At 70.6% G+C, this 13,487-nt stretch carries 10 protein-coding genes; 3 read left to right on the forward strand and 7 right to left on the reverse strand.

Features of this window, described 5'->3' with window-relative positions:
- Positions 1–12: 12 nt before the first annotated feature.
- The 4 genes from ilvN to AB0C27_RS26660 all read right to left on the reverse strand — a co-directional run bounded on the left by ilvN (position 13) and on the right by AB0C27_RS26660 (position 6,240).
- The gene (gene ilvN / locus AB0C27_RS26645; protein ID WP_346112063.1) at positions 13–537 is read right to left on the reverse strand and encodes an acetolactate synthase small subunit; all 525 of its coding nucleotides are present in this window, start codon (positions 535–537) and stop codon (positions 13–15) included.
- The gene (locus AB0C27_RS26650; RefSeq protein WP_357848537.1) at positions 530–2,269 is read right to left on the reverse strand and encodes an acetolactate synthase large subunit; all 1,740 of its coding nucleotides are present in this window, start codon (positions 2,267–2,269) and stop codon (positions 530–532) included. Before AB0C27_RS26650 ends, ilvN begins: the two co-directional genes overlap by 8 nt.
- A 204-nt stretch (positions 2,270–2,473) precedes the next feature.
- Positions 2,474–5,035, reverse strand: coding sequence for a sensor domain-containing phosphodiesterase (locus AB0C27_RS26655; RefSeq protein WP_357848539.1), 2,562 nt, complete (start codon positions 5,033–5,035; stop codon positions 2,474–2,476).
- A gap of 296 nt (positions 5,036–5,331) precedes the next feature.
- Positions 5,332–6,240, reverse strand: a complete 909-nt coding sequence (locus tag AB0C27_RS26660; RefSeq protein WP_357848541.1) for a 2-hydroxyacid dehydrogenase — start codon at positions 6,238–6,240, stop codon at positions 5,332–5,334.
- Positions 6,241–6,278: 38 nt separating this feature from the next.
- Between AB0C27_RS26660 and AB0C27_RS26665 the strand changes: the two genes are divergently transcribed.
- Positions 6,279–7,337 (forward strand): PQQ-dependent sugar dehydrogenase, encoded by a 1,059-nt coding sequence (locus tag AB0C27_RS26665; protein ID WP_357848543.1) that lies wholly within the window; start codon positions 6,279–6,281, stop codon positions 7,335–7,337.
- Between the two features lie 68 nt (positions 7,338–7,405).
- On the opposite strand, the gene AB0C27_RS26670 is transcribed toward AB0C27_RS26665, so the two are convergent.
- The 3 genes from AB0C27_RS26670 to AB0C27_RS26680 form a co-directional block, all read right to left on the reverse strand.
- Positions 7,406–9,397 carry a VanW family protein gene (locus tag AB0C27_RS26670; protein WP_357848545.1) on the reverse strand — a complete coding sequence of 664 codons (1,992 nt, stop codon included), beginning with the start codon at positions 9,395–9,397 and terminating at the stop codon, positions 7,406–7,408.
- Positions 9,398–9,489: 92 nt separating this feature from the next.
- Positions 9,490–10,158, reverse strand: a complete 669-nt coding sequence (locus tag AB0C27_RS26675; protein ID WP_357848547.1) for a response regulator — start codon at positions 10,156–10,158, stop codon at positions 9,490–9,492.
- Entirely contained in the window at positions 10,155–11,810 is a 1,656-nt protein-coding gene (locus AB0C27_RS26680; RefSeq protein ID WP_357848549.1) for a sensor histidine kinase, read from the reverse strand. Before AB0C27_RS26680 ends, AB0C27_RS26675 begins: the two co-directional genes overlap by 4 nt.
- A gap of 220 nt (positions 11,811–12,030) precedes the next feature.
- Between AB0C27_RS26680 and AB0C27_RS26685 the strand changes: the two genes are divergently transcribed.
- Entirely contained in the window at positions 12,031–13,002 is a 972-nt protein-coding gene (locus AB0C27_RS26685) for a tripartite tricarboxylate transporter substrate binding protein (protein WP_357848551.1), read from the forward strand.
- Positions 13,002–13,487 carry a tripartite tricarboxylate transporter TctB family protein gene (locus AB0C27_RS26690; protein WP_357848553.1) on the forward strand — a complete coding sequence of 162 codons (486 nt, stop codon included), beginning with the start codon at positions 13,002–13,004 and terminating at the stop codon, positions 13,485–13,487. Before AB0C27_RS26685 ends, AB0C27_RS26690 begins: the two co-directional genes overlap by 1 nt.

Here is a 13,487-nt window from a genome sequence, read left to right on the forward strand (position 1 = left end):
TGCTAAAACCTTTCAGGCGGTACGGTCCAGTGCCCTGAGGGACCGGTCGGTGATGGAACGGGCGCCGCGGCCGATGGCCACCATGCCCGACTGGACGAGTTCTTTGATCCCGAACGGCTCCAGCACCTTGACGAAGGCCTCGAGCTTGTCGGGAGTGCCGGTGACCTCGATGGTCACCGCGTCGGCCGCCACGTCCACGCAGCGGGCCCGGAAGAGCTGGACGAGCTCCAGCACGTGGGAGCGGCTCTCGGAGTCGGCCTTGACCTTGATCAGCATCAGCTCGCGCTGCACCGACTGCGAAGGGTCCAGCTCGACGATCTTGAGCACGTTCACCAGCTTGTTGAGCTGCTTCGTGACCTGCTCAAGCGGCAACTCCTCCACACTGACCACGATCGTGATGCGGGAGATGTCGTCGTGCTCGGTCGGCCCGACGGCCAGGGAGTCGATGTTGAAGCCGCGCCGGCTGAACAGCGCCGACACGCGTGCCAGGACGCCGGGGCGGTTCTCGACCAGCACCGACAGCGTGTGTCTACTCATCCTCGTTCTCCCACTTCGGCGCCATGTCACGGGCGATCTTGATGTCGTCGTTGCTGGTGCCCGCCGCGACCATGGGCCAGACCATCGCGTCCTGGTGGACGACGAAGTCGACCACGACGGGCACGTCGTTGATCTCCATGGCCTTCTTGATGACGGCGTCCACGTCCTCGGGACGTTCGCATCGCAGGCCCACACAACCATAGGCCTCGGCCAGCTTGACGAAGTCCGGGATGCGGCGTGCCGTCTGCAGGTCGGTGTTGGAGTAACGCTGGTCGTAGAAGAGCGTCTGCCACTGGCGGACCATGCCGAGGTTACCGTTGTTGATGACGGCGATCTTGACCGGCACGCCCTCCAGGGCGCAGGTGGCCAGCTCCTGGTTGGTCATCTGGAAGCAGCCGTCGCCGTCGATGGCCCACACGGTGGCGTCGGGGCGGCCCATCTTCGCGCCCATCGCGGCCGGGACGGCGAAGCCCATGGTGCCGAGGCCGCCGGAGTTGATGAACGTGCCCGGGTTCTCGTAGCCGATGAACTGCGAGGCCCACATCTGGTGCTGCCCGACCCCGGCCACGTAGTACGTGTCGGGACCGGCGATGGCGCTCAGCCGCTCCATGACGTACTGAGGGGCCAGCGAGCCGTCCTCGAACTCGTCGTAGCCCAGCGGGTAGGTCTGCTTGTAGCCGTTGAGCATCGTCCACCAGTCGGCGTAGTCGCCCTTCTGGCCGGACGCCTCGATGGCGGCGATGAGGTCGGTGATGACCTCTTTGCAGTCGCCCACGATCGGCACGTCGGCGTGGCGGTTCTTGGAGATCTCCGCCGGGTCGATGTCGGCGTGCACGATCTTCGCGTAGGGGGCGAAGGACGCCAGGTTTCCGGTGACCCGGTCGTCGAAGCGCACGCCCAGGCCGATGATCAGATCGGACTTCTGCAGCGCGCCGACGGCCGAGACGCTGCCGTGCATGCCCGGCATGCCCATGTGCTGGGGGTGGCTGTCGGGGAAGGTGCCCCTGGCCATCAGGGTCGTGATGACGGGGATGTTGGTCAGCTCGGCCAGGTGCAGCAGCTCGGCCGCGGCGCGGGCCTTGTGGACGCCGCCGCCGACGTACAGGACGGGCCGGCTCGCCTCCGTGATCAGCTTGGCGGCCTCGCGGATCTGCTTGGAGTGGGGCCTGGTGACCGGGCGGTAGCCCGGGAGCTGCATGGTGGGCGGCCAGCTGAAGGAGGTCTCGGACTGCAGCGCGTCCTTGGAGATGTCCACGAGGACCGGGCCGGGACGGCCGGTGGAGGCGATGTGGAAGGCCTCCATGATCGTACGGGCGATGTCCGCAGGATCGGTCACCAGGAAGTTGTGCTTCGTGATCGGCATGGTGATGCCGGAGATGTCGGCTTCCTGGAAGGCGTCCGTGCCGATGGCGGCGCTGGCCACCTGCCCGGTGATGGCCACGATCGGCACCGAGTCCATATAGGCGTCGGCGATCGGGGTCACCAGGTTGGTGGCGCCGGGGCCGCTGGTCGCCATGCACACCCCGACCTTGCCGGTGGCCTGCGCGTAGCCCTCGGCCGCGTGCCCAGCCCCCTGCTCGTGGCGTACGAGCACGTGACGGACCTTGGTCGAGTCGTAGAGAGGATCGTAGGCCGGCAGAATGGCACCGCCCGGGATCCCGAACACTGTGTCGACTCCCACGTGCTCCAGCGCCCTGACCAGGGCCTGTGCACCTGTCATCCGTTCGGTCATCGGCTCGTTCCTTGCGTGGCTACTCGCTTAAGGACATAAAAAATGCCCCGTCCCGCCAGGTGGCGGGTCTGGGGCGGCGCGCAGGTCGTCGTGCTTCGCTATCGGCCTGCGCGCCGGCGAAGTACTACGAGAATCTCACTGCGAAGCATGGCTTACACCATAGCCGCTCCGAACGCCCCAGTGTCAACTTGGTGGACACATGTCTCAAACGGTGAGACTCGTCCGCCGCAGCGAGTCGACTCCCCGCGCCGCCATCGGCCGCGCCACCAGGAACCCCTGCCCGCGCGTGCAGCCCATCTGCTTGAGCAGTTCGAGCTGCTCGGGGCGCTCGATGCCCTCGGCCACCACGATGAGCCCGAGGTCGTGGCCGAGCCGCACGATCGTGCGGGTGAGCAGGGTCAGCGTGTCGTCGCGGCCCAGCCCGGACACGAACGACGGGTCGATCTTGATCATGTCGACGGGAAGCTGCCGCAGGAAGGCCAGCGAGGCGTAGCCGGTGCCGAAGTCGTCGATGGCCAGGCGCACCCCGAGCGCGCGCAGCTCCGACAGCCGCTTGATCGTCTCCTCGGCGTCCTCGACCAGCATCTCCTCGATCACCTCAAGGGTGAGCGCGGCGGCGGGCAGCCCGCTCTCGGCCAGCGCCTCCTCCACGGTCTCGACGAACCTGGGCGCCATGATCTGGCGCGCCGACAGGTTGAGCGACAGCCCGATGTCCCAGGAGGAGGCCCGCCAGGCGGCCACCTCGCGGCACGACTCGCGCAGGATCCACTCGCTCAGCGGCACGATCAGCCCGGTGTCCTCGGCCGGGCCGAGGAACTGCTCGGGCGGCACGAACACCGACCCGCGCCACCACCGCACCAGCGCCTCGACGGCCGTCACCCGCGAGGTGGCCAGGTCGACCACCGGCTGGTACTCGATCGCGAACTGCTGCTCGATCAGCGCCCGCTGCAGGTCGGCGGCCAGTTCGAGGCGGCGTACGACGTCGGCGTGCATCTGCGCGGCGAACACCTCGACCCGCCGCCCGCCCAGTTCCTTGGAGCGCGCCATCGCCACATCCGCGTTACGCATAAGGTCGCCCGCGGGCTGGTCGTCCTCCGCGAAGGCCACGCCCACGCTCGCGGTGATCGCCACGTCGCGGTCGGCGACCCGGAACGGCTCCTGCGAGACGGCGCCGACCAGCCGCTCGGCCAGATCGACCGCCACCTGCGCCTCGCCGCCGGTCTCCACGAGCACGGCGAACTCGTCGCCGCCCCACCTGGCCAGCGTGTCGTCGGGGCGCACGGCCCCGCGCAGCCTGCGGGCCGCCTGCCCGAGCAGGTAGTCGCCGCTGGCGTGGCCGACCGAGTCGTTGACCGAGGTGAACCCGTCGAGGTCGAGGAAGATGACCGCCACGTTGGCCGTGCCCGAGGTGCGCCCGGCCAGCACCTCGCGGGTGCGCTCCTCGAAGTAGGCGCGGTTGGGCAGGCCGGTGACGCCGTCGTGGAAGGTGAGGTGGGCGACCTGGTTGCGCAGCGCCTCCTGGTCGCTGACGTCTCTGGTCGTCACCAGCATCCGCTCGTCGCCGCCGACCCTGCGGGTGGCCACGGACTCGGTGGGACGCCAGGTGCCGTCGGCCGCGCGCACCCGGCAGGCGATGAGGCAGGTGCCGGGCGCGGCGTTCTCCTCGTCGAGGTGCATGGCGCGCATGGCGGCCTGGATGCCCGGCACGTCCTCAGGGTGGATGTAGTCGAAGATCGAGCCGCCGATCAGCTCGTCGGGGCAGTAGCCGTAGGTGACCTCGACCCCCGGGCCGATCTCGCGCACCACGCCCTGGTAGTCGCAGGCGAAGACCACGTCGCCGGTGCTCTCGGCCAGCTCCCTGAGCTGGCGGTCGCCCAGCTTGACCAGGCCGCGCAGGCGTACGTTGACCGCGGAGAGCACGAACAGGCGCACCAGCAGGAGCAGCACTATGGAGACGGCGACCAGCACGACGCCGGTCACCGCCGGCCCCGCCTGCCCGCCGGCCTGGTGCGCCAGCAGCGTGACGGCGGCCACGGCGACCAGCGCCAGCGGCGCCACCCCGACCGCGTGGCCGACGCCAGGGCGGGCGGACTCACCGGCCTTCGGGCCCCACGGGACGGCCGCCAGCAGCAGCAGCGCGACGGGCGCGAGCAGGACGCTCCACAGCTGCGGATCACCGTCCATCAGCCGGGCCACCGCCTGCCCCACGCCGGCCACGGTCATCGTGGCCAGCACGCCCACCCCGGCCAGGCCGAGCAGCCAGGACGATGACCTGCTGCTCACCACCGAAGGGATCACGGCGCAGGTCACCAGCAGCGCGATCATCGGCGGCAGCATCACCAGCGTGAAAGCGGGCGGATCGGCCGTCTCGGCGTAGACGTGGCGCAGCGCGACCACCCAGCCGACGAGAAACAGTGAAGCGGCGCTCAGATAGGCGTCCGTGAGCTGCCGTAAAGCGACTCTGGCCGGAAATCTGCGGTCGGCGGCGATCAGCGCGCCGCCCGCCGTGACCACCGTGCCGAGCAGCACGAACATGTCGGCGAAACTGGCCACGAAGCCTTCGGCGACCGTCTGCAGCGCCACCCCGGCGGCCCAGATGACCGACCCACCGCCCATCCAGCGCGCGCCCATCGCCGTCGGCCGGTGATCGGCCTGCTTCACCGAGGCGAACAGCAGGGAGCCCGCGGCGATCAGCGCCGCCAGCCCTCCGGCGACCGCGCCGGTGACCAAGGCCGGGGCCTGCGCCAGGACGGCAGCGGCGAACACCACCGCTCCTGCCGCCGCCGCAGCGGCCGGCGGCACCCGTGGATCACGCCAGCGGATCACAGTCGTTGCCCATCCCGTCTCGAACCCTGCACCTGCGACCGCCGAAGCCCGGTCGATCACTTCGCCAGTGTGTGCGGTCTCGGGTGCGCGGGTGGTGACAACGCCGATGTCGTCACCGATCTGATAACCACACAGACCATTTGCCGCCAAGAGTCCCTTGACAGTCAGTCAGGAACTCCCTGCAAACGCAACCGTACGCACCGAAGGTCACGGACCAGCCACGTTCCGGGATCCTCTCAATATGCGTCGGTGATGACGTTGACCAGCGATTCGCCGGCGAGATAGCGCTGCAACTGGGCCCTCATGAGGCGCAGCATCCGCCGCTCCGACGCGGGCGTGCTGCCCGCGACGTGCGGCGTGATCAGCAGGCCCGGCGCGCCCCAGAGGGGGTGTCCCTCGGGCAGCGGCTCGGGCGCGGTCACGTCGAGCGCGGCGCGCAGCCTGCCGTTCTTGAGCTCCGCGAGCAGCGCGTCGGTGTCGACGATCCCGCCGCGGGCGGCATTGACGAGCACGGCGCCGTCCTTCATCCGCGCCAGGAACGCCGCGTCCACCATGCCGGCGGTGGCCGGAGTGGCGGGCACCAGCAGCACGACGACGTCCGCCTCCGGCAGCAGCGCGGGCAGTTCGTGCATGGCGTGCACGCCGTCGCGGGCGCCGCGCGCCACTCGGACGACCTCCACCTCGAACCCGTCGAGCCGGCGCTCCAGCGCGGCGCCGATGGAGCCGTAGCCCACGATGAGCACGCGCGAGTCGGCCAGCACACCGGTGTGGTGGTAGGTCCACTCCCCCCTGCGCTGCGCGTCCACGAACCCGGGGAACTCCCTGACGACCGCCAGCATGGCGCCCACCGCCCATTCGGCGGTGCCCGCGTCGTGCACCCCGCGCGCGTTGCACAGCACCGCGCCCGGGGGCATGTGGGGCCGGTACGCCTCCACGCCGGCGGTCACGGTCTGCAGCAGCTTGAGCGAGCCCATCCTGGCCAGCGTCCCCGGCACGTCGGGCACGGGGATGAGCGGCGGGATCCACACCTCCACGTCGCCCACCCCGTCCGGCATCGCGGACGTGCCGTCATAGACCGCACATTCGACGCCGGGGAGGTCGGACAGTACATCGGCCACCGAAACATACGGAACCCAGGTCTTCATGCCGAGAACCTTACGACTCCGGGGTCAGTATGGAACACATGAGGAAGCTCTGGACGATCGCGCTGCTGGCGGCGCTCACCGGCTGTTCCGGCTCCTACGGCGGCGGCGCTGAGGCGCTCCCCACGGCGGCCGTGTCCGCCGGGGCCGCCCCCGGCGACCCCAAGGACGTTGTGACCGGGCTGGCCGTCCCGTGGGCAATCGCGTTCCTGCCCGGCGGCGACGCCCTCGTGACCGAGCGCGACTCGGCCCGGCTGCTACGGGTGAGCCCGGCGGGCGCGGTGACGGAACTGGGCACGATCGAGGACGTACGGCCGGACGGCGAGGGCGGCCTGATGGGCATTGCCGTCAGAGAGGGACAAATCTTCCTTTACCACACGGCAGATCAGGACAACCGGATCGTCCGCTACCGCCTCGACGGTGACCGCCTCACCGACCGGCGCGTCATCGTCGAGGGCATCCCGAAGGGCGGCATCCACAACGGCGGCCGGCTCGCGTTCGGCCCCGACGGCTTCCTGTACGCCACCACCGGCGAGACCGGCGACCGCGACATGGCCCAGCGGCGGGACTCGCTCGGCGGCAAGATCCTGCGCATGACCGCGGACGGCGCGCCCGCGCCCGGCAACCCGTTCGGCACGCTGGTCTACAGCTACGGCCACCGCAACGTCCAGGGCCTGGCCTGGGACGACTCCGGCCGCCTGTACGCCTCGGAGTTCGGGGCCAGCACCTACGACGAGGTGAACCTGATCAAGCCGGGGGCCAACTACGGCTGGCCGCAGGTCGAGGGGCGCGGCGACGACGACCGCTACACGAACCCGATCCTCACCTGGCCCACCTCCGACGCCTCGCCGTCGGGGCTGGCGTACGCGAAGGGCTCGCTGTGGATGGGGGCGCTGCGGGGCGAGCGGCTGTGGCAGATCCCGCTGAGCGGCGACGGCTCGGCCGGCACGCCCGCCGCCCACTTCACCGACCGATACGGCCGGCTGCGCGCGGTCACCACATCTCCCGACGGCACGCTCTGGGTCGGGACCAGCAACAAGGACGGGCGCGGCTCGGTCAGGGACGGCGACGACCGGATCATGTCCGTCACCCCGTCATGACCCCGTCCTGACCACGGGCGTACGTCCGCGCGGGCCCTCGGCGATCTGAGCGCCGAGGACCCGATCTCTCAGCGCGGGACGCCGGTGCAGGCGATCTGGGGTTGCGGGCGGTACTTGGTGGTCAGCTTCTTGTCCTTCTTGGCCACTTTGCCGTCCTTGTGGAACACGCGGGTCACGTCGATCGTGAACCCCTGCTGTCCCGTGGTGGGCAGGCAGCCGGGCGCGGAGCTGGTCTCGCGCCGGAACGGCGTGAAGTCCCTGCGCTCCGACTCCACGGCCTCGACCTTGTCGAAGCGCTTGGTGCTCCACAGCGTCACGGTGACGGACGTCTCGGTGAAGGCGGTCTTGATCAGCACGCCCTGGTCGGAGTCGTTGCGCCACTTCAGGTCCACGTCCGGGTAGAGCAGCGCCACGCTGCGCCCCGCCGGATAGCGCTCGGCGAAGTAGTCCATCGCCTGATGCTCGACGTCCTCGAACCCGCCGAAGAACGCCGCGTTGTAGAGGGCCGTCGCGAACTGCGACTGGCCGCCGCCGACCACGTTCACCGTCCGGCCGCCGACGACCTGCCCGGCCTCGACGTATCCGTCCTCGATCGTCCGCTCACCGAGGAAGTCGTTGAGCGAGAACGTGTCACCGCTCTTGACGATGTGCCCGTCGAGCTCCTGCGCCATCCGCTGGATGTTCTTCACCCGGGGCTGGCAGCAGTCGAACGTCGAAGTGAACTGGCCCACGACCTCCCTGATGCCGAGCCCCTGGATCTCCGAGGTCTGCACGGCGGGCGCGACGGTGCCGAGCCGGACCGGGATCGTCCGGACGCCGCCCTGGTCGAACACCTTCTCCGCGTCCCTGGCCAGCAGCTTGTCGTTGATCCCGCGTCCGACGCGCGCGGGGACCAGGACCGGCTTGCCGTCCACGATCCGGTACGTGGCGTCGCGCGGCTGCTGGGCCGCGTCCACAAGGCTGCTCTGCGCTGCGGCCAGTACGGCCTTGGCGTTGAACTCGGGCACGAGCGCGCCGTCACCGCCGGCCACGTAGGTCAGGTTGGCGGCGATCGTGGCCGGGGGGATCTGCGTCTGCTTGTCGTCGAGCGTCAGGGTCAGGGGGGCGGCGACCGCCGCCTTCGCCTTCTCGACCGCCGTCTCGACGGACTCGGGGGTGGTGACGGGCTTGGCCGGCCTGAGCGTGAGGACCACCGTGCCGCCGCCGTTGAGGAAGGCGTCGCTGATCCGCTTGACGGCGTCGTCCCGGTCGAGCAGCACGCCGTCCTGGGGCAGGTGCGCCTTGGGCACCAGGCCGGTGAACGTCACCCGGCCCTCGCGCGCGCGCTTGTCCGCGGCCTCGGCCATGCCGTCGACGGTCCTGGTGAGCTGGGAGGCGTCGACGGAGATCTTCGGCTGGAGCTCGGTCGTGCCGGTGAGCCCGCGCCACACCTCCTGCGGGCTGGGGAACCCGCTGGGCGCCTGCCCGATGGTGCCGACCACGTCCAGTTCTAGCCCGGCCTCGTCGGCCTGAATGGTCTCCCTGTTGTCGCCGATCTCGGCCACCACGGGCTTGCTGAGCTTGGTGGCCAGTTCGCTGCGGAGCTTGTCGGCCGCCTGCGTCACGGTGAGGCCGCCGATGTCCACCCCGGCCACGTGCGTGCCGCGTAACACAGAACCGGACATGAGCACGGCGGGCACCACGTAGGCCAGCGCCGCCAGCATCAGCACGACCGTGATCACCCCGGGCAGCACCCGGCTGCGCTTCGGCGGCTCGGGCTCGTACGCGGGCGGCCGCTCCGGCGAACCCCCGAACGCCGGGGGCGGCGACTCCTTGCCGACCATGGGCCAGGGTTGGGCGGGCGGCGCCACCGGCGGTAGCGCGTTCTTGCCCGAAGGTCCGCCCGGGGCGCTCGGGCCCTGGGCCGGCCGCGCCTCCTGTCTGCCCGGCGGGCCGAAGATGTCCCGGGAGACTCCCGGAGGCAGCCCTTCGATCCGCGGCTTCTTGGAGACGCCCGACGTGGGGAGTGGCACCGAGGCGAACGGGTCGGTTGGTGATTCGATCGGTCCGGCGTTACGCACGCCTCAATCTCCTCCCGGTCCGCAGCCAAGTCTCAGGCAACAGTAAGGCACGCGGATCCGCATATGTCACGGGAATCGGCTACGGAAGTGTGTCAACCTAGCCACCGGTAGCGATGTTCCGGTCGTCCGGCCGTGCCGTAACGCGGCCGGAACTCCGCCTGCCCCACCGCGCAGAGGTGTTCGAGATAGCGGCGGGCGCTCACCCGCGACAGGCCGGTGAGCTCGGCGGCCTCCGCCGCCGACAGGTCGCGGCCGGCCTCACGCAGGGTGTCGGCGACCAGCGCGCACGTGGCCGCGGACAGCCCTTTGGGCATGGCGGCCGAGCTCTTGGCCGTGCCGAAAAGCCGGTCCACGTCGTCCTGGCGCGCCTCGGCGCCGATCGCGGTCAGGCGCCGGCGGGTGTCGGCGTACTGCTGGAGGCGCTCGGTCAGGGCGGCGGCGGTGAACGGCTTGATGAGGTAGTTGACCGCGCCGCCGCGCATCGCCTCCCTGACCGTGGGCATGTCGCGGGCGGCGCTGATCATGAGGACGTCCACGTCGTGCAGGGCCTTGAGCACCTCCAAGCCCGACATGTCGGGCAGGTAGATGTCGAGCAGCACGAGATCGGGCCGCAGCTCGGCAACCGCGGCGAGCGCGTCGGCCCCGGTGTGCGCCGTCGAGACGACGGTGAAGCCCGGCACGCGGGCCACGTAGCCGCTGTGGATGCGGGCCACCATGAAGTCGTCGTCCACGACCACCACGCGGATCGGCGTGCGTGTCACCGTCTCGCCCCGTCCACAGCCTCGTCCTTCGCCCCATGCGCAGCCTCGTTCGCAGCCTCGTTCGCGGCGCCGGTCGCAGCTCCGTTCTTGGCGCCGTTCTTCGCCCCGTTCGCCGGGAGCAGGGCGGTGAAGACGGCGCCACCCGAGTTCTGTACCCGGACCCAGCCGCCTCTGCGCAGGCACGCCTGCCTGGTCAGCGCCAGCCCGAGCCCGCGCGGCCCCGAATGGGCGGCCTTGGTGGTGAAGCCCTCCCTGAAGACCTCCTCCACCAGGTCGGGCGCGATGCCGGGGCCGGAGTCGCCGACCCGGACGCGCAGCCCGCCGGCGTCGGCCTGCAGCGACACCTCGATCGTGCCCTCGGCGCCGTCGAGGGCGTCGATGGCGTTGGCGACCAGGTTGCCGACCACCAGCACCGCGTCCCTCGGGTCGCCGATCAGGCCCTCGGGCACCGAGGAGTCGTCGGAGAGCACGAGCCGGGCCCCGCGCTCGGACGCCTCGGCCGACTTGGCCATGAGCAGCGCCGCGAGAGTCGGGTCCTGGATGCGTTCGCGCAGGTCGGTGGCGTACGTGCTGCCGGTCGTGCGGGTGATGAAGCCGATCGCCGCATCGTGCTCGCCCAGTTCGAGCAACCCCACCACGGTGTGCAGCCGGTTGGCGAACTCGTGCGCCTGCGCCCGCAGCGCGTCCGTGGCGCTGCTGGTGTCGTCGAGCTCGCGGGCCAGGCGGACCAGCTCGGTGCGGTCGCGCAGGGTGACCACCCAGCCGCGGTGGCGGCCGCGTACCCAGACGGGGGTGCGGTTGAGCACCAGCACCCGCTCACCGTGCAGCACGACGCGGTCCTCGCCCGGGTCGGCGCCGCCGAGCACGTCGCGCATGCGCTCGGAGACCGGCATCTGCGTCAGGTCCGCGCCGACGTCGCCGAGCAGCTCGCGGGCGGCGTCGTTGACCAGCGTGACCCTTCCGTTCAGATCGAGCGCGAGCACGCCCTCCTTGACGCCGTGCAGCACGCCCTCGCGCTGCTCCAGCAGCGCGGCGATCTCGCGCGGCTCCAGCCCGAACGTCTGCTTGCGCACCCGCGCGGTGATCAGCGCGGCCAGTGCGAGCCCGGCCAGCAGCACGGCCAGCGCGGTCCAGATGAGCGGCGGCAGGGCGTGGGTGAGCTGGCTGTCGACCGTGGTCTCCAGCACGCCGACGGAGACGAGGCCGATGACGGTGCCGTATTCGTCGCGGATGGGTGTCTTGCCCCTGACCGTGGTGCCGATCGTCCCGGTCTCCGTGCCCACCCAGCTCCGGCCCGAACGCAGGACGAGGGTGCCGTCGGTGGACAACGTCTTGCCGATCAGCGCGGCGTTGGGGTGGGCGTAGCGCTTCTGATCGGCGTTGGCGATCACCACGTAGTCGGCGCCGGTCTCCTGCTGGACGCTCATCGCCAGCGGTTGCAGCACGGTCTCCGGGCTCGCCAGCTTGAACGCCTCGCGTACCTGCGGCAGCGCGGCCACCGACTGCGCGATGGCCAGCGCCCGCTGCTGGTAGAGCGAGTCGAGCTGATTTCTCGTGTGCTCGGCCCACACTCCCGCCGTGCCCCCGGCGGCGAGCAGCACGATCACCATCTGGAGCACGAAGAGCTGCGTCCCGAGGGACGCGTCACGCACTCGTCTCACCCTGCTCATGGAAACAAACGGAGGTCACGGCCTGGTCGCGGCCGATACCCACGTTCTGTCCGCGGCTCTTTCGCCTCTTTTGCCTCTTTCGCCGCTATCCGACGCGACCAATACGACCACTACGACGGCAACCGCGCAAAGGCTCGACGCCTCGCGCGCCGGAAATCACCATGCCAGTCCAACCTATGTGAGCACACCCCCTGGAGTGATCATGCGCTTGCGCGTATTCGCCGCACTCGCGGCACTCTCCCTCGGCGCGATGACCGGCTGCGGCGCCTCCGGCGGCACCTCCGCCGGCGCCTCCGCCTTGCGGATCATGGCTCCGGCCGCCCCCGGCGGCGGCTGGGACCAGACCTCTCGCGTGGCGGAGCAGGCGTTCAAGAGCGCCGATCCGCAGCGCAAGGTCGAGGTGTTCAACGTGCCCGGCGCCGGCGGCACCATCGGGCTGGCCCAGCTGGCCGGCGAGAAGGGCAACGGCAACCTGCTGATGACCATGGGCCTGGTCATGGTGGGCGCCATCGAGCAGAACAAGTCCAAGGTCACGCTCTCCGAGACCACGCCCATCGCCAAGCTGACCGAGGAGTACGAGCTGGTCGTGGTGCCGGCCGCGTCCCCGTTCAAGTCGCTGGCCGATCTGGTGGCGGCCTGGAAGGCCGACCCGGCGAAGGTGTCCATCTCGGGCGGCTCGGCCGGCGGCACCGACCACATCGTGGCCGGCCTGATGGCCAAGGCCGCGGGCGTGGACCCCAAGCAGGTCAACTACATCGCCCACTCCGGCGGCGGCGAGGCCCTGAACGAGCTGCTCGGCAACAAGGTCAGCGCGGGCATCTCGGGCGTGGCCGAGTTCGCCGAGCACGTGAAGTCCGGCAAGCTGCGCGCCCTGGGCGTCACCTCGGGCGAGCGGCTGCCCGACCTGGACGCGCCCACGCTGAAGGAGGGCGGCCTGGACGTGGAGCTGGCCAACTGGCGCGGCTTCGTCGCCCCCGCCGGGCTGTCCGAGGCCGACAAGAAGGCCCTGACCGACCTGGTCACCAAGATGCACGAGGCGCAGCCGTGGAAGGACGCGGTGGCCAAGAACGGCTGGATCGACTCCTTCCAGACCGGGCAGCAGTTCACCGACTACCTGGCGTCCGAGCAGACCCGGGTGAAGGCGATCATCGCCGAGATGGGGCTCGTTTCCTGATGACCCGCTGGTGGCGGCCCGAGCTCGGGCTGGCGATCGTCGTACTGGTGCTGGGCGTGCTCGTCGTGGTGGGCACGCTCGACGTCTCCGCGGCGGCCTCCCAGCTCGGCATCGGGCCGAGGTTCTTCCCCATGCTGGTGGGCGGCGCCATGGTGCTCATCGGCCTGTTCTACGTCGCCGACGTCCTGCGCGGCGGGCACGGCGACCCCGAGGAGAGCGAGGACGTGGACGTCGAGGCGCCCACGGACTGGCGCGGCGTCGGGCTGGTCAGCGGCATCTTCCTGGCCTTCGCCGCACTGCTGAACGTGCTCGGCTGGATCATCGGCGCGAGCCTGCTGTTCTTCGCCCTGTCGGTGGCGCTGGGCGCCGAGCACAAGTCCCGCGCGGCCGTGGTCGCGGTGGTCATGGGGGTGACGACGTACCTGCTGTTCGTCAAGGGGCTCGGCGTCACGCTGCCCGGCGGGCCGCTGGAGGGGGTGATCTGA

Source organism: Nonomuraea sp. NPDC048882, assembly GCF_040649755.1.
GTDB lineage: Bacteria > Actinomycetota > Actinomycetes > Streptosporangiales > Streptosporangiaceae > Nonomuraea > Nonomuraea maheshkhaliensis.

Coding starts and splice junctions, on each gene's coding strand:
- ilvN (WP_346112063.1), bottom strand. CDS start 537: ATGAGTAGACACACGCTGTCGGTGCTGGTCGAGAACCGCCCCGGCGTC.
- AB0C27_RS26650 (WP_357848537.1), bottom strand. CDS start 2,269: ATGACCGAACGGATGACAGGTGCACAGGCCCTGGTCAGGGCGCTGGAG.
- AB0C27_RS26660 (WP_357848541.1), bottom strand. CDS start 6,240: ATGAAGACCTGGGTTCCGTATGTTTCGGTGGCCGATGTACTGTCCGAC.
- AB0C27_RS26665 (WP_357848543.1), top strand. CDS start 6,279: ATGAGGAAGCTCTGGACGATCGCGCTGCTGGCGGCGCTCACCGGCTGT.
- AB0C27_RS26685 (WP_357848551.1), top strand. CDS start 12,031: ATGCGCTTGCGCGTATTCGCCGCACTCGCGGCACTCTCCCTCGGCGCG.
- AB0C27_RS26690 (WP_357848553.1), top strand. CDS start 13,002: ATGACCCGCTGGTGGCGGCCCGAGCTCGGGCTGGCGATCGTCGTACTG.